The organism is Mycobacterium asiaticum, from assembly GCF_001673365.1.
Classification (GTDB): Bacteria; Actinomycetota; Actinomycetes; order Mycobacteriales; family Mycobacteriaceae; genus Mycobacterium; species Mycobacterium asiaticum_A.
The window spans coordinates 1-15,949 of the sequence record NZ_LZLS01000168.1 but is presented as its reverse complement, the minus strand read 5'-3'; the positions used below and the strand labels follow the sequence as shown (position 1 = coordinate 15,949).

Genomic DNA, 15,949 nt, shown 5'->3' with positions numbered 1-15,949 from the left:
GAGAACCCCTAGGCGAACCGCTTCGTCAAAGGCGGCGGCAGCACCCGCATCAGCTGAACCAGCGGGGCCCACGGCCACCACGGCACCGCGGCGCGACCGGGCTCCCGTTCGATGGCGTCGACGAGCGCCTTGACGCCAGTTTCGTTGTCCACCATCAGCATTGTGCTGTTCGACTTCGCCGTCATCTCCGACTCGATGTAACCGGGCTCGATGGTGGAAACCTTGATCGGCCCCTTGCCGTACTCGGCGCGCAGCGATTCGCCCAACGAGCTCAACCCGGCTTTACTTGCGGCGTAAGAGGCTTTGACACCCGGCACACCCTTGTTGCCCAGCACGGACGAGATCAGCACCAGGTGACCGGAGCCGTTCTTGTTGAACATCTCCAAGGCGGTCTCGATCTGCACCAATGCCGCGATCAGGTTCGTCTCGAGGGTCGCCTTGTTCGCCCACAATTTCCCAGAGCCCAGCTTGGCGCCCTTGCCGATGCCCGCATTGACGATGACGCGGTCGATACCACCCAACTCGTCGCTCAACTCGGCGAACACCTTCGGCACTTGCTCGTGGTCGTTGACGTCCAACGCCGCCACTGCGATCTTGATCGACGGATGCTGTTGCGACAGTTCGGCTTTCAGTTCGTCCAGACGGTCGGTGCGGCGGGCGCACAAGGCCAGGTCGCGGCCCTTGGCGGCAAACGCACGGGCCATGCCGGCGCCCAGGCCGGAACTGGCTCCGGTGATGAGAATTTTCTGGCGAGTCACCTGGGCAGCATATCGACTACTTGAGCAGCCGCGACATGCGCCGGTCGGCCAGCACTTTGCCGCCGGTTTGGCAGGTCGGACAGTATTGAAAAGACTTGTCGGCGAACGACACTTCGCGCACGGTGTCCCCGCAGACCGGGCACGGCAGTCCGGTGCGGGCGTGGACGCGCAGTCCGGAGCGCTTCTCGCCTTTGAGTGTTGCGGCGCCCTGACCAACGGATCGGCTCACCGCGTCGGTCAGGACGGAGATCATCGCGTCGTGCAGAACCGCAATCTGTTCGCCGGTCAACTTCGCAGCGGTGGCGAACGGCGAGATCTTTGCCACGTGCAAAATCTCGTCACTGTAGGCGTTACCGATGCCGGCGATCACCTTCTGGTCGGTGCTGACGGTTTTGATCCGGCCCGTATTGCCGGCGAGTATCCGAGCCAAGTCGTCGGGGCCCAGTTCGAGCGCGTCTGGCCCCAGCGAGGCGATCTGCGGGATCTGCTGCGGGTCAGCAACCAGCCACACCGCCAGCCGTTTCTGCGTGCCGGCCTCGGTGAGATCGAAGCCTGGTGCCTCCCCCGGAGTGCCCAGGTGAACGCGCAGCGCGATCGGCCCCTTACCCGGGCGCAGCGGCGCGCCGGCCAGCTTGTCGGACCAACGCAACCAGCCCGCCCGGGACAGGTGGGTGATCAGCCACAACTCCCCCGCCTGGAGACCCAGATACTTGCCCCACCGGGCGGCCCCCGCGACGGCGTGGCCGTGCAGCGCGTTGATCGGCGGATCGAATGTCTTGAGCACGCTCAATGCGGCGACGTCGACCCGACCGACCGTCCGGCCGACGGCATGGCGCCGCAAGTGGTCGGCCAGCGCTTCGATCTCGGGGAGTTCGGGCACCCGTCCAGTGTGCCCGAGGTGGGACGATAAGGCCTCGGGTTACCCCGGCGCGCGCGCCGCGTCATCTGACGATGGGTTGTTACGACCTAGTCGGCCGGTGCAGCAATACCCGGTTGCCCCAGAACGCCGCCGGCCCCGGCGCCGCTGGGGCCGAACGACCCCGGCCCGAAGTCTCGTGCGGCGGGGGCGAAGAAGCTGTCTCCGGTGTCAAGGGCGCGCCCCAACACCGGTGCGCGGTCACCGTGGAGCCAGCCGCTGCCCTCAGCATCTTCGACTTCGACGTGCTGCACCGGCGCGGGAGTGTGCGCGTTGGTTTCGCTTTTGGTGGCCGCAGCGGCAGGCGAAACGGCTGGCTGCCCGTTAAGCAGCGCACCGTTGCCGCCGATGAAACCCGGAGCGAATGCCCCCGCACCGCCGGCTTCACCGGCCGTGACGTCACCGACTGCCGCAACGTCGACGTGAGACCCGGCGCTGCTCGCTACGACGCCGCTGTTCCCGGCGACGAGTCCCGCAGATCCGCCGGCCGCAGGCGAAAGCGGTGCGGCGCGGTCCGCGACCGGTGGTCCACCGCGGCCGACGGCGTTCACCGCGCCGGCGACGTGGCTCCCGCCGTCGTGCCCCGACCGTGCGGCCGCCGCTGCGCCCTGGCCCGGGTCGGTGGAGTAGGTCGCACCTTGCTGCATCGGGGTCGCATTCGCGGCTTCCGCGCCCGCGTACTGGGCGGCACCAGCCGTCATGAGCTGGACAAACTGCTGGTGAAATTGCGCCGCCTGCGCGCTGAGCTGCTGGTAGGCCTGCGCATGCGCACCGAACAACGCGGCGATCGCAGCCGAGACATCGTCGGCACCGGCGGCCATTACAGCGGCAGTGGGCATCGCCGCCGCGGCGCTGGCGGCGTTAATGGTGGAACCAATGCTCGCCAAATCCGTGGCCGCCGCAGCAACCCACTCTGGTCTGGCGAACACATACGACATTGAGTAACCCACTTCCCGACCGACCCGACCAACTCAACGCGCTACTAGCCACGTGTTTAGCACGAGAAGTTGAATCGTATCGCGGCAATGGGTGCGCGGAGCACACGTTTTTGTCCGGTTCGCTCCGCCCGAGCATGAAGCTGTGCGGAAAACCTACTTAAAAACTGCCGCCAGGACTACCGGCTTGGCCGAGAATTCCGCCGTCGCCGCCCTCGCCGCGCTCGCCGCCGCCGTACGCGTTACCGCCGTCGCCGCCGTTTCCGATGAAGGTGGCGCTGCCGCCTGCTCCGCCATCGCCGCCGAATACGCCGTTCAAACCGCCGTTGCCACCGTGGCCTCCGTTGCCGAACACGACGCCGGCGTTGCCACCCCGGCCACCCATGCCGGCCGCAAGGCGAGACGCCGGGTCCGCGCTGAAGGCAGCGTTGCCCGCCTGTCCGCCGTTTCCGCCATTGCCGAACAGTTTGGCGTCGGCGCCCAGACCACCGCTGCCGCCCTGGCCGGCGTAGCCGTAGACCGTGTGCACGTTGGGCTGCTGCACGGTGCCTTGACCGGCGGCACTGCCGTTACCGCCGGTGCCGCCGGCGCCACCATTGCCGAACATGCCTGATTCGCCGCCCGAGCCTCCCCAACCGCCGGCGCCGCCGTTGCCCGATGTGTTCAGCACGAAGGCGCTCGCGGTCATGTTGCCCCCCGTTCCGCCGGTTCCTCCGTTGCCGCCGATTCCGCCGTCGCCCCAGATGAGCCCGCCGGTTCCACCCTCGCCACCCCAGCCGCCGCCGCCGCCGTCGCCGCCGCTGTTGGTCCCGGACAATGCGTTGCCGCCGCGGCCGCCGTGACCGCCCGCCCCGCCGTGGCCGAACAATCCGGCGTTACCTCCAGCGCCGCCGGTGCCGGAGGAACCGCCATCGGCGCCACCGTAGGCTGGCTGGTTGATGTAGCCGCCGCCGTCGCCACTGTTGCCACCGGTGCCCCCGTTACCGAACAGCCAGCCTGCCTGGCCACCGTCGCCGCCGCTGCCGCCGAAACCACCGGCACCTTGTTGACCGAACCCCGGGTTGGACCCGATGCTGCTGGTGCCCTGCCCGCCCGCGCCGCCGCCGCCTCCCGTTCCGCCGTCGCCGAACAGCAAGCCACCGCGGCCGCCAAAGCCGCCATTGCCACCGCTACCGCCGTTTTGGCCCACGGCCTGGGCACCGGACGGGATCGTCGCGTTGGCACCCAGCCCACCCATGGCGCCGTTACCGCCGGCGCCCCAGATCCAGCCACCGGCGCCGCCGCTGCCGCCGTTGCCGGCGCTGCCACCCGATTGGCCGGCTCCAGTCGCGGCCACACCGGCCCCTCCGACGCCACCACTGCCGCCGTTGCCGAACAGGCCGGCCGACCCGCCACTGCCGCCGTTCTGCCCCGGGGCACCGGCCGCACCGTTGCCGCCGTTGCCGAAAATCCACCCGCCGTCACCGCCATTGCCGCCCGGTATCGTCGCGTCGGCCCCGTTGCCGATCAACGGTCGACCGGTGAGGGCGACGAAGGGATCGGCGGCCGCGAGCGCTTGCAGGGGATTGATGTTGCCGGCTTCCGCGGTGGCGTATTGCGCCGCAGCCCCGTTCATCAGCTGGACAAACTGCTGGTGGCACGCTGCAGCGTCGACGCTGAGCGCCTGGTAGGCCTGGGCATGGGCGCCGAACAAAGCCGCGATGGCCACGGAGATTTCATCGGCACCGGCGGCCAATAAGTCCGAGGTTGGGAACGCTGCCGCCAAGTTGGCCGCGCTGACGGTCGAGGCGATGTCGGCCAGGTCGTTCGCAGCCGCTGTCACGAACTGTGGCGCTGCGAACACCCACGACATCACGACCTCCTGCGACGGACTCCCTCAGGCAGTGGCTCGGCCTTCAAAGCACATCGGAGCATATGCTCTCAGATTTGCTGACGAGTGTGCAATAAAGCCCCAGAACTCCGTATCCACCAACAGTGGGCAGCGACCGATATCTATTCGAGACCGTCGGTACCCGGTACCAAGGGTATTGACTAAATGATGTGATCTGCCTAACGTCGGAGGTACCCGATCGAAGGGACGTCAACGATGACTACCGCGGTGCGCCCGAGTGGACCGAGTCGTGAAGAGTTCTCTGAACGCCTGCTCAAGGGCTCGGTGAAAAAGTCCTACGAACCTGTCGTCGACATCGACTGGGACGCCCCACTGGACCCGGACAAGTTCTTTCTGCCGCCACGACTGGTGTCGCTTTACGGCACCCCGATGTGGGACGAGATGACCCGCGAGCAGCAGATCGAATTGTCCCGGCACGAACTCGTGAACACGCTCTCGGCCGGGATCTGGTTTGAGAACATGCTCAACCAGTCGTTGCTGCGGACCATCCTGCATGAAGATCCCACCAGTCGGTCCACGCATTACAAATTGACGGAGCTCGGCGACGAGACCCGCCACATGGTTATGTTCGGCAAAGCAATCGAGCGGGTGGGCGCAAAACCGGTGCAGCCGAGGCGTTTTCATCGCTACATCATCAACGCACTGCCGCTGGCATTTCAGCGCGGCTCGATGCTTTGGGTGGCCGCGCTGATCGGTGAGGAGATCTTCGACTCACTGCAGCGCCAGATGATGGACGATGACGAGTTGCAGCCGATCATCCAGCGGCTCATGCGGATTCACGTCACCGAAGAAGCCCGTCACATTCAGTTCGCGCGCGACGGCGCCCGCAAACGGGTCGCCGAGATGCCCCGGTTCAACCGCTGGTTCATGGCCAACATCAACGGCATTGGTGGGTACTTCTTCAATTACCTGTTCAGCAACCCGGTCCCGTATGCCCGCACCGGTTTGGATGCGCAGCGCGCCCGACGTGCCGCACGCACCAGCGCGCACCGCCGCGAAGTACAAATGGCTGGATTCGCCCCGCTGGCAGCGTTTTTGACCGAGATAGGCCTGATGGGCCGAATTGCCCGCCGGGCCTGGAAGCGCAGCAGGTTTTTGTGACACTTGCGACAGAGGTAGCGATCGTCGGCGCGGACACCCGCGCGCGAAGGGTCCAGACAGCGCTGCAGGCGGCCGGCGTCACCGACATCGCAATGCTCGACGAGGTGCACGGTTCGGCGTTCGACGACGACGCGGACAGCTGGGTACTGCAGACCGCCGACACGGTGGTCCGGGCCGGTGTCGTGGTCGCCGCCCACCCATCGGCCTTCGTCCCTTGGATTCCAGACCTGTTCGGACGCAGCGACTTTCGTGGCGATTCCTTTCCTGCCGCACAGTTAAGTCCAAACTTTCATCCAGCCGGTAAGCGCATCGCGGTCATCGGCACCGACTCCCACGCCGGCCACCACCTGAGCCGGCTCGTTGAATCGGCGAAATCGGTCACCATCATCGCCCACCCGCCACGCCGGGTGGTTACCGATGCAGCGCTATGGCCGACCCGCGCCAAGCGCTGGCTACTGCGCCGGACCCCGCCGGTGCGACCGGTGGCGAAAGCTCCGATCGACGCGATCACGTCAACCGGAATCCGCACTACCGACGGTGTCGAATACCCCTTCGACGTCATCATCTACGGCACCGGGTTCACGGTCGGCGGCTTCGCGGCCGACGATGCGCCGCTCACCGGCGCCGGCGGGGTGACCCTGCGCCAAGCCTGGTACGACGGCATGGAGCCTTTCCTCGGGGTGGCCGTTCGTGGATTCCCCAACTACTTTTTTCTTGCCGGTCCAGATACCGGCGCGCAGGCGGGCTATATCGCCGAGTGCGTCGCCCAGATGCAGCGCAGCGGCAGCCGTCGCATCGAGGTCCGTCGTAGCAACCAGCAGGTCTTCAACGAAAAGGCCCAGCTCGCGCCGCCCCCGTCGAGCGCAGTCGTCGCCGCGTTCGACCTCTCGTCCAGCGCGCCTGATTACGAAGACACCTACGACGGTGCCGCGACCCTTGAGATCGGCGGCATCCGCCACCCGGTGCGCGTCCGGCTTTGCGGACACCTCGACCCGCTGGACGGCAGCTACCACTGGCAGGGGACGGTGTTGGACGTCCTGCCGGACGACGCGCTGAAACGTGCGCGGGTGGGCACGCTGGTTGTCGGCCAACGCAGTGCGCCCGCTCGCATCGTCGAACAGACGCCTTGGGGCACGCACTCCGTGGCCGGAGTCGGCGCGCCCCCGTACGCCCTGAGCGGCTGAACCGCCGGCCGGCCGCCGAAAATTGGTGCATCGGGACCCAGCGGATTACCGCTAAGCTGGGTTTTCCGCAATTTGAAGGTTGACCGCGCACGCGAATTGGGTAACCCCCCTTGGTGGTGCATGCTGCGGCAGGCGAGAACTCAGTGTTCTTTGCTGTGCCGCGGCGCGCCGGTGACGCGTTGCACTTTCACAAATTGGGGCGTTTGTCCGAAGATAGCCATGCACGCGGCATTAATAAGACATATGGCTGAAGCAGTTGGTGGGGCAGAGTTCGAGGAGCGGGACATGGAACCGGACGACACGGTGGAACTGGCCTGCCTGTTCATCGGCGGTTTCGTTGGGTGCCTCCGGTGAACGCGGTGGCCAAGTCACCGAGTTCGCTGGACATTGCTTCGCGGACCGAGGAATCGGTGGTAATGCTGACCGCCGACGGTGTTTTGGACGCGAATAATTCCGCCGAGCTGCGCGACACCATCACCAAGGCCACCCTGGACGTACCGGCCGCTGTGGTTATCGACGTCAGCACGCTGCAGGTGCCTGAGGATTCCACCTGGTCGGCTTTCGTCAGCGCGCGCTGGCAGTTGGACACCCGCCCGGACGTCCCGATCGTCCTCGTCTCGACGAACCGGGCAACCCGCGAAGCCATCACTCGCAGCGGGGTCGCCCGCTTCATGCCGGTCTACCCGACCGAGAAGGGCGCGGTGAAGGCCGTCGCCAAGCTGGGGCGCCGCAAGCTGCAGCACGCGACCGCGAAGCTGCCCGCCAATCTGACCAGCCTGCGCGAATCACGTCAGCTCGTCCGCGAGTGGCTCACCAATTGGTCGAAGCCGGGGCTGATCCCGGTGGCGCTAGTTGTGGTCAACGTGTTTATCGAAAACGTGCTCGAGCACACCGGCAGCGACCCGGTGATGCGGATCGAATGCGAAGGCCAGACCGCGACGATCGCGGTGTCCGACGCCAGCGGCGCTCCGGCGGTGCGGTTGCAGTCACCCCCCAAGGGCATCGACGTTTCGGGTCTGGCGATCGTCGACGCATTGTCGCGCGCGTGGGGTAGCACGCCGACGTCCTCGGGCAAAACGGTCTGGGCTGTCATCGGGCCGGAAAACCAGCTCTGACGCCACGCTGCCTTCGTCGCTAGTCTCGGTTGAGCCCCCCTTCGACGAAAGCAGGGATTACGTGCGGTTCAGCTATGCGGAGTCGTTGACCGATCCGGCGTTCTACATTCCGCTGGCCAAAGCAGCAGAGGCGGCCGGCTACCACAGCATGACCATCGCCGACAGCTTGGCATACCCGTTCGAATCGGACTCCAAATATCCGTACACGCCCGACGGGAGCCGCGAGTTCCTCGATGGCAAAGAGATCATCGAAACCTTCGTTCTGACAGCGGCATTGAGTGCGGTGACCACCACGCTGCGATTCAACTTCTTTGTGCTCAAGCTGCCGGTGCGGCATCCGGCGCTGACGGCCAAGCAAGTGGGTTCGCTGGCCGCGCTTAACGGCAACCGGGTGGGCTTGGGTGTAGGTACCAGCCCCTGGCCGGAAGACTACGAGTTGATGGGCCTGCCTTTTGCTAAGCGGGGCAAGAGAATTGACGAATGCATCGAGATCGTGCAGGGCCTGACCACCGGCGACTACTTCGAATTTCACGGCGAGTTCTACGACATTCCCAAGACGAAAATGAGCCCGGCGCCTACCCAGCCGATCCCCATCCTGGTGGGCGGCCACGCCGACGCCGCGCTGCGGCGAGCCGCGCGGCTGGACGGCTGGATGCATGGCGGCGGGAGTCAGCCGGACGAACTGGATCGACTCATCGCCAGGGTTAAGAAGTTTCGCGAAGAGGAGAACAAGCCCGGCCCGTTCGAGATCCACGTCATCTCGACGGACGCCTACACCGTCGACGGCATCAAGCGCCTCGAGGACAAAGGCGTCACCGACGTCATCGTGGGCTTCCGCTGGCCGTACATTATTGGACCGGACACCGATCCGCTAGGGAAGAAGATTCATCTCTTGGAGAAGTACGCCGACCAGGTCATGTCGAAAGTTTAACTGTCACAGTGGATCCCACTTTGGAGCTCGCTTCTCGCGGTGGGCAATGGCCGCCTCGGTCGGATTGTTGGTAAAGCCGGTCAGGATTTGGGTGCGGTTCTCGATCTCGATGGCATGCCGAAGGCTCGGGGCGTCCAGCGCCGCGTTGAGGCCAATCTTGGTCTGCCACACGCCGTAAGCGTTGTTCGCGGCGATCTCACGGGCCTTGTCCACCGCCGCCGTCATCAGGTTCTCGGCCGGAACCACCTCGTGCACCAGCTTGATCCGATAGGCCTCGGCGGCATCGATGATCCGGCCGGTCAGCATGAGTTCGCGCGCGGTTCCGGCGCCGACGATTTTCGGCAGTAGGTAGCTGGTGCCCATGTCCATCGACGAGAAGCCCGCTTTGATGAACACCGAACCGAACCGAGCGCTTTCGGAGGCGATCCGGATGTCGGCGTGTAGCGCAAAGGCCAATCCGCCGCCGACGGCGACACCGTTGACCGCGGCGATGACCGGGATCGGCAGCTCGTAGATCCGGACGAACAGATCGGCCAACCGTACTTGGGCGTCGTAGCTGACCTTGAATCCCGGCGTCTTGGGCCTGACCTCGGTCCAGGCTTCGCCGGTGCCGCTCAGGTCGGCTCCGGCGCAAAAGCCGCGCCCTTCTCCGGTCAGAATCGCGGCCCGAAAGTCGCCTCCGCTCAGCTCGTCCAGCGCCTCGTCCACGCCCTTTATCAGCGATCCGTCGATGGCGTTCAACAGTTTGGGGCGGTTGAGGGTGATGCAGGCGATGCCGTCTTCGAGGGTTTCCAGTTTGACTGCGGGGTCTGGTGCCATATCCGAACCGTAGGCGGATGCAGTCGGCTGTTTCACACCGGTCAGCGCTTCCGGGGGCATGTGTCTGTTTGCCCGACTCTGAGCGACTCTTCGAAAGACTTTTGATCCGGAACCCATTTGTCGGTCGAAGCCGGGCAATTCGCGGGGTTGCCCCGGCCTCGGCGCGGTCTCCGTAGGTATGTGTGCTCGTGCCCGGCTCCCAGCGACAACCAATTGTCGCTCGAAGCCGGGCAAACAGGACTACCCCGGCCTCGGCGCGGCACGACACGACACGACACCATCCCCGGCGACACATGTGCCCGTGCCCGCCCCACAGCGACAACCAATTGTCGCTCGAAGCCGGGCAAACAGGACTACGCCGGCCTCGGCGCGGCACGACACGACACGACACGACACCATCCCCGGCGACACATGTGCCCGTGCCCGCCTCACAGCGACAACCAATTGTCGCTCGAAGCCGGGCAAAACACATGGCACTCCCCCGGCGGGCAACCGCTACTGACGCTTGGCTAGCCATTCGGCCTGCATCACGAACAGTCCGAGCAACTCCGGTGCCGGTGTCGCAGGATCCAATTCGCAGTAGCGCCGGTACATGTTGACTACGACGCGCTCGGAGTCCAGCCAGGACGCATACTCGCCGAGATCGACGGCGTCGACCGCCTCTGCCAACGACAGTCCCTTCCGGTGCGCCTCGTCGGCCTGCTCGATAATGTGCTCGAAATACCCTCGGACGGCTCGTATTCCATCAGGGTCGGTGATTGGGCCGTGGCCGGGTACGACGATCGGCGCGTCCAGCGCGATCATCGCGTCACACGCCGCGATCCAGTTGGCGATCGGCCCAGACCAGACGATCGGTGTGCATCCGATGAACAACAAATCCCCGCCGAACAGCACCCCGGCATCGGGAACATGCACCACCGAGTCCGCGGCGGTGTGGGCGGGTCCCAGGTTCAGCAGGTCCACCCTCCGGCCCCCAACGTCGATGCGCAGATCGCGGTCGAATGTCTGGTCGGCGTTGCGCAGCGTGATACCGCTGAAATTGAAGTGTCCGAACCGATCTCGTGCGAACGCCGTCGCCACCGGACCCAGGTCCGCGGTTTGGATACCCACCAAGCGGTCCGCTCCTGCTTCGTGCGCGATCTCCTCCGCGGTGCCGGCGGCGGCAATGATCCGCACCGCGGCGTCGAGCAGTTGGTTGCCGTGTGTGTGGTCGCCGTTGGAGTGGGTGATCAGTGCGTCAGTGATCGGCGCGCGCTCGGTGATCGGCCGCATCGCGTCCAACATCTCCCGAGTCAACGCCAGGTCAAAAAGTGTGTCCACCAACAACGACGCACCGTCGCCGGCGACCAGACCGGCGTTGCTCCAACCGTATCCGCCGTCCGGCAGCGTCCACGCCCACACGCGGTCGGCGACTTCGTGCAATCCTCGGGTATACGGCACCTTCGCCGGCGCCGGGTTGACCCGCTCTCGGACAGGCGCAACGGCCGTCGGATTCGGCCGCGGCGCAAGGGGAAAGGGGGCTGGCGAGGACCGGACCGTTTGCCGGGTCTCCCCGAGACCCTCGGCCCGCAGGGTCACCACGTCGCCATCACGCAGCCAGCCCGGAAACGACTCCGCCTTGCCGAGGTGCTCGACCAGCGTGCAGGTAGGCACCGTGCCGGAACCGATGACGTCGCCTGGGCGCAGCGTTACCCCGCGCGACGCGTAGGAGATGACCTCACCGAAGGTCCAGTCCATGGCTGCGGTGCAGCCCGAGCCGATGACAGTGTCGTTAACCAGCGCCGTCACTTGCAGATTCAGCCTGCCGTCGCGGCGGTGGGACTCGAGCTCGTCGGCGGTGACCAGATACGGGCCCAGCGTGACGCCGCTGTCTTTGCCCTTAGCCTGACCAATGCGCAGCTGGCCCTCCAGCATCTGCAGATCGCGGGCCGACCAGTCGTTGAAGATCATGTACCCGATGATCGCCTGCTCGGCTTGCTCGACGGTGAGATCCTTTCCGGCCGTGCCTATTACGGCGGCGATCTCCAGTTCGAAGTCCTGCCAGGCACTTCCCGGTGCCATCGGCGCATCATCGTAAGGACCCAATACCGTTGCTGGGCAGGCGAAGTAGAACGCCGGAATGCGGTACCAGGTGTCCATCAGAACCCGGCCACCACCGGTCGCTTCCTGACAGTTGCGCATGTGGTCCAAAAAGCATAACGAGTCGCGGATGGACGGCGGCCGCGGGATGGGCGCCGACAGTGAGACATCACTCAGGCGCAACACAGCCGCCGGTGAACGCAACGCCTGCTCACCGGCCGCACGCAAAACGTCGGGTCCGAAATCGATCAGCCCCAGCAGGGTTTGCCCAGCGGCCAGTGCGTAGATCTCGTCACCGGAGAGCACGCCCACACGCTCGTCATCACCGTCGCGATAGGTAACCCACTTCATTCGCGCACCACCTCACTTGGTTCCTTGTCCGGCCGCAGTCCACGCCAACTTGACTGACGCAACCGGTTGTCCGGAGTCCATTCGCTGTAACGGACCTCGCCAACCAGCACGGGCTTTACATACGTCACCCCTCGTGCCTCGCGAGCGGGAAGCTTTGGCCTGAAGGGGGATTCGTCGGTGTGAAGCGGCGCCAGCGTCTTCTTCAAGCTAGCCAGCTCACGGTCGGTGAATCCGGTGCCGACCCGGCCGGCGAACTGCAACCCGTCCGGGCCCGGGATCCCCAGTACCAGCGCTCCGATACCGCTGCTGCGACCGCCTTCGCCCACCCGCCAACCGCCGATCACGACTTCCTGGGTGTTCCAATGCTTGTCCTTGATCCACGATGCCGACCGCCGGCCCGGCTGATAGCTCGAGTCGCGCTTCTTGGCGACAACACCTTCCCAACCGCGCTGGCGCGAGTAGGCCAACGCCTCCTCCCCGTCCCCGGGCAGCAGCGGCGGGACGATGAGTTCACCCGCACTGCCAAGAGTTTCGAGGAGTTTGCGCCGGTCGGAATACTTGGCACGCAGCAGCGAACGACCGTCCAGATAAAGCAGGTCGAACGCCCAGAACTCGATGCGGGTGGCTCGGACCCGATTCTGCATCTCGTTGAAGCTCGGTACACCGTCGGCGTTGAGGGCAACCACTTCCCCGTCCAGCACCACATGGTGGTCCGCGAGATCGGCGGCCAGCGAACGCAATTGCGGATATTCACCGGTGACGTCACGGCCGCTGCGCGAGCGCAACCTTAGCGCACCGTGGTCGGCATCCACCAGCAGGCGATAGCCGTCCCACTTGCCCTCGAACGCCCACTGACTCGGTTTGAGGTCCGCCACGGAACCGTGGGTGGCGAACATCGGGGAAAGACCGTCGAACTCGAAGACCTTCTGGTCTTTCATCCGGTGCGCCAGCCATTGGTCACCCTTGGTCTGAATCAGCGCGTAGCGCCCCGAAATTCGGTTCCCGTGTAAGTTGACGATGACTTCACCTTTTTCGGAACCCTTTTCGGAATCCTTTGCGGGGTCACGGAATTTCTCGGCTTCGTAGGTGCCCGAGTCCCAGATGACCACCTTCCCCGCGCCGTACTCGCCCTTGGGAATGGTGCCCTCGAAACCTCCGTATTCGAGCGGATGGTCTTCGGTGTGCACCGCCAGATGGTTCACCGACGTGGTTTCGGGCAGGTTCTTCGGCACCGCCCAGGACACCAGCACACCATCGCGTTCCAGCCGGAAGTCGTAATGCAGTCGACGGGCGTGGTGCTCCTGGATGACGAATGTGTTGCCCTCCCCGGCAGCAGGTTTCGATGCCGGCACCGGCTCCGGGGTTTTCGACGCATCCCGCATGCTGCGGTACTTACTCAGCCGATCGGGCAGCGAGACAGCCGGGTCCAACGGATCAAGCAAATCTCCGTCCCGGGCCACCCGGGCCAGCACCTCGTCGTATCGCAGTTGGCGTAAACCGGGATCGTCGAGTTCCTCCCACGTTCTCGGTGCCGCGACGGTTGGATTCTCCCGACCGCGCAGCGAATACGGCGCGATGGTCGTCTTCGCACCGTTGTTCTGGCTCCAGTCCAAGAAGATCTTGCCCGACCGCACGTTCTTGGCCATCACCGAGGTGACCAGCTTCGGCATCGCCTTTTCCAGTTGCTGTGCAACGCGTTTGGCCAACACCGTGGCGCCGCGGCTGCTGACCGGCTCGTCGAGCGGCGCATACAGGTGCACACCCTTGCTGCCACTGGTCAGCGGGTAGGTGGTCAGCCCGATGTCGGCCATCAAGTCGCGTACCGCGCGGGCAACTTCGGCCAGTTGGGCCATCGTCACGCCGTCGCCCGGGTCCAGGTCGAACACCAACCGAGTCGCGGGGCCAGGCTTGAGACTCTCGCCCTTTCGCGTCCACTCCGCGACGAATCGCCACTGCGGTACGTGCACCTCCAGCGCCGCCTGCTGCGCAATCCAGGCCAAACCGTCGACGCTATCGATGATCGGGTAGGTGGTGGTGCCGGAGCGGTGGGTGATGCTCGCGCGGGGCAGCCAGGCCGGCGCCGACGACGCCAGTTGCTTTTCGAAGAAGGCGGGTTCCTCGACACCGTTCGGCCAGCGCTTACGTGTAGCGGCCCGCCCGGCGATGTGCGCAACCATCACTTCGGCGATGCCGGTGTAGTAGTCGAAGATGTCGCGCTTGGTGGTCCCCGTCGCCGGGTACAGCACCTTATCGGCGTTGGTCAGCTTCACCCGCTGCTGCTGTGCCGAACCCATAGTGTCAACGTAACGTGTCGGGCATGGGGCAGGGCTTGATCGGCCTCGTGATCGGCGAGGCCCTCATCGACATCGTGATCGGCCCGACTAGCGCCGAGCATGTCGGCGGCAGTCCACTCAATGTCGCCGTCGGGTTGGCCAGGCTGGGCCGAGAAGTCGACTTCTTGACGCGCATCGGCGATGACGCCGCCGGTCACCGCATCGTCGAATACGTCAAAGACTCTGGCGCACGGTTGGTTTCGGGCAGCGTCGGGTCCGGGCGAACCTCCTCGGCGGTGGCGACCATCGGGCCTGACGGTTCGGCGACCTATTCGTTCGACCTGGATTGGCAGCTCGCGGGCACACCACCCGTCCCGCCGCCACTATTCGTGCACACCGGCTCTATCGCCACCGTGCGTGAGCCTGGTTGCTTGGCGGTGGCAGCTCTGCTGGACGCCTATCGGGTCTCGGCCACCATCACCTTCGACCCTAACGTGCGACCGTCGCTGATCGTCGATCGCGATCAGGCCCGCGAGCGGGTCGACAAGGTCCTCGAGCGCGCCGACGTCGTCAAGGTCAGCGAGGAGGATCTGCGCTGGCTCGTTCCGGACCGAGCACCGCAGGACACCGCACGCAGCTGGCTGGCTTCTGGGCCAGCGATCGTGGCGCTGACCCTGGGCGAGCGCGGTGCGCTGGCGTTCTGCGCCGCCGGTGAAACGCGGGTACCGGCCAAGCCGGTCGAGGTGGTGGATACCGTCGGCGCCGGCGACGCGTTCATGGTCGGACTGCTCGATATGTTGTGGGAGCTGGGTTTGTTGGGCGGCGACCGGCGAAATGCACTGCGCCAGATCGGACTCGACGCGTTGACGGCGGCGCTCGAGGTAGCGGCGGCCACGGCGGCGTTGGCTGTCGCGCGCGCCGGGCCCTGACGCGGCGGCCTGCGGCCGGCGGGTGGTTCCCCCCAGCTCGCGCGAATAGCGGCATACTGACAAAATGCGCTCCATCTGGAAAGGCTCGATTGCGTTCGGGCTAGTCAATGTGCCGGTCAAGGTGTATAGCGCCACCCAGGACCATGACATCAAGTTCCATCAGGTGCACGACAAGGACAACGGGCGCATCCGCTACAAGCGTGTCTGCGAGGTGTGCGGCGAGGTCGTCGAATACGCGCATATCGCCCGAGCTTTTGAGTCCGACGACGGGAAGTCGGGGTCGCGAATCTCGTCGGGCCACAGCAATGTGTGGATCACCATCACGTCACGTTTGCCGAAATCCTTGACGCGCAAGGCTGCCAGCCTTGTCTTGTTACGCAACGAAAAGTGGACGATGGCCATCCGGTCGGTCTCGGCGAGGGTCTTGGCCAGCAGCACATACGATTTGGAGGATTTTGAGTCCGGCTCCAAAAAGTAGCTGCGGTCGAACAGCATCGGATCGACCTCGCTGGCCGGGACGAACTCCAAAACCTCGATCTCGCGGCTGCGTTCCTCAGGCAAGGTAGCGATGTCGTCGTCGGTGATGATCACCGACTTCCCGTCGTCGGACTCAAAAGCTCGGGCGATATGCGCGTATTCGACGACCTCGCCGCACACCTCGCAGACA

Annotated in this window: 11 protein-coding genes and 4 pseudogenes; 6 read left to right on the top strand and 9 right to left on the bottom strand. The window is 65.4% G+C overall.

What is annotated here, in order from left to right; genetic code table 11:
- Positions 1 to 8 precede the first annotated feature (8 nt).
- The 5 genes and pseudogenes from A5634_RS18120 to A5634_RS29985 all read right to left on the bottom strand — a co-directional run bounded on the left by A5634_RS18120 (position 9) and on the right by A5634_RS29985 (position 4,461).
- On the bottom strand, positions 9 to 758 hold the full coding sequence (locus tag A5634_RS18120) for an SDR family oxidoreductase (RefSeq protein WP_065145410.1): 750 nt from the start codon (positions 756 to 758) through the stop codon (positions 9 to 11).
- Between the two features lie 16 nt (positions 759 to 774).
- Entirely contained in the window at positions 775 to 1,242 is a 468-nt protein-coding gene (locus tag A5634_RS29585) for a zinc finger domain-containing protein (protein ID WP_253861723.1), read from the bottom strand.
- A gap of 153 nt (positions 1,243 to 1,395) precedes the next feature.
- Positions 1,396 to 1,638, bottom strand: a pseudogene (locus tag A5634_RS29580) (DNA-formamidopyrimidine glycosylase family protein); the annotation flags it as partial.
- A gap of 593 nt (positions 1,639 to 2,231) precedes the next feature.
- A pseudogene (locus A5634_RS30355) lies at positions 2,232 to 2,612 on the bottom strand (PE family protein); the annotation flags it as partial.
- A gap of 157 nt (positions 2,613 to 2,769) precedes the next feature.
- Positions 2,770 to 4,461 (bottom strand): PE family protein, encoded by a 1,692-nt coding sequence (locus A5634_RS29985; RefSeq protein WP_065145407.1) that lies wholly within the window; start codon positions 4,459 to 4,461, stop codon positions 2,770 to 2,772.
- A 234-nt stretch (positions 4,462 to 4,695) separates the two neighbouring features.
- Here A5634_RS29985 and A5634_RS18100 point away from each other — a divergent pair, with 234 nt between their 5' ends.
- The 4 genes from A5634_RS18100 (at position 4,696) to A5634_RS18085 (ending at position 8,831) form a co-directional block, all read left to right on the top strand.
- A complete protein-coding gene (locus tag A5634_RS18100; RefSeq protein ID WP_065145406.1) occupies positions 4,696 to 5,601 on the top strand; it encodes an AurF N-oxygenase family protein in 906 nt (301 codons plus the stop codon).
- Positions 5,598 to 6,785 (top strand): DUF4873 domain-containing protein, encoded by a 1,188-nt coding sequence (locus A5634_RS18095; protein WP_253861721.1) that lies wholly within the window; start codon positions 5,598 to 5,600, stop codon positions 6,783 to 6,785. The genes A5634_RS18100 and A5634_RS18095 overlap by 4 nt, the downstream gene beginning before the upstream one ends.
- 350 nt (positions 6,786 to 7,135) lie before the next feature.
- Complete coding sequence (locus A5634_RS18090; RefSeq protein WP_065145404.1) at positions 7,136 to 7,900, top strand: STAS domain-containing protein; 765 nt, start codon at positions 7,136 to 7,138, stop codon at positions 7,898 to 7,900.
- Between the two features lie 61 nt (positions 7,901 to 7,961).
- Positions 7,962 to 8,831 (top strand): TIGR03619 family F420-dependent LLM class oxidoreductase, encoded by an 870-nt coding sequence (locus A5634_RS18085; protein WP_065145403.1) that lies wholly within the window; start codon positions 7,962 to 7,964, stop codon positions 8,829 to 8,831.
- Between the two features lie 3 nt (positions 8,832 to 8,834).
- On the opposite strand, the gene A5634_RS18080 is transcribed toward A5634_RS18085, so the two are convergent.
- The 3 genes from A5634_RS18080 to A5634_RS18070 all read right to left on the bottom strand — a co-directional run bounded on the left by A5634_RS18080 (position 8,835) and on the right by A5634_RS18070 (position 14,374).
- Complete coding sequence (locus A5634_RS18080; protein ID WP_065145426.1) at positions 8,835 to 9,650, bottom strand: enoyl-CoA hydratase/isomerase family protein; 816 nt, start codon at positions 9,648 to 9,650, stop codon at positions 8,835 to 8,837.
- A gap of 495 nt (positions 9,651 to 10,145) precedes the next feature.
- Positions 10,146 to 12,080, bottom strand: coding sequence for a fumarylacetoacetate hydrolase family protein (locus A5634_RS18075; protein ID WP_065145402.1), 1,935 nt, complete (start codon positions 12,078 to 12,080; stop codon positions 10,146 to 10,148).
- Positions 12,077 to 14,374, bottom strand: coding sequence for an ATP-dependent DNA ligase (locus tag A5634_RS18070; protein WP_065145401.1), 2,298 nt, complete (start codon positions 14,372 to 14,374; stop codon positions 12,077 to 12,079). The genes A5634_RS18075 and A5634_RS18070 overlap by 4 nt, the downstream gene beginning before the upstream one ends.
- A 23-nt stretch (positions 14,375 to 14,397) precedes the next feature.
- Between A5634_RS18070 and A5634_RS18065 the strand changes: the two genes are divergently transcribed.
- Positions 14,398 to 15,282, top strand: a complete 885-nt coding sequence (locus tag A5634_RS18065; protein ID WP_065145400.1) for a carbohydrate kinase family protein — start codon at positions 14,398 to 14,400, stop codon at positions 15,280 to 15,282.
- A 64-nt stretch (positions 15,283 to 15,346) separates the two neighbouring features.
- Positions 15,347 to 15,493 (top strand): annotated as a pseudogene (locus tag A5634_RS27550) (Ku protein); the annotation flags it as partial.
- Positions 15,494 to 15,534: 41 nt separating this feature from the next.
- On the opposite strand, the pseudogene A5634_RS18060 reads toward A5634_RS27550, so the two are convergent.
- Positions 15,535 to 15,949, bottom strand: a pseudogene (locus tag A5634_RS18060) (Ku protein); the annotation flags it as partial.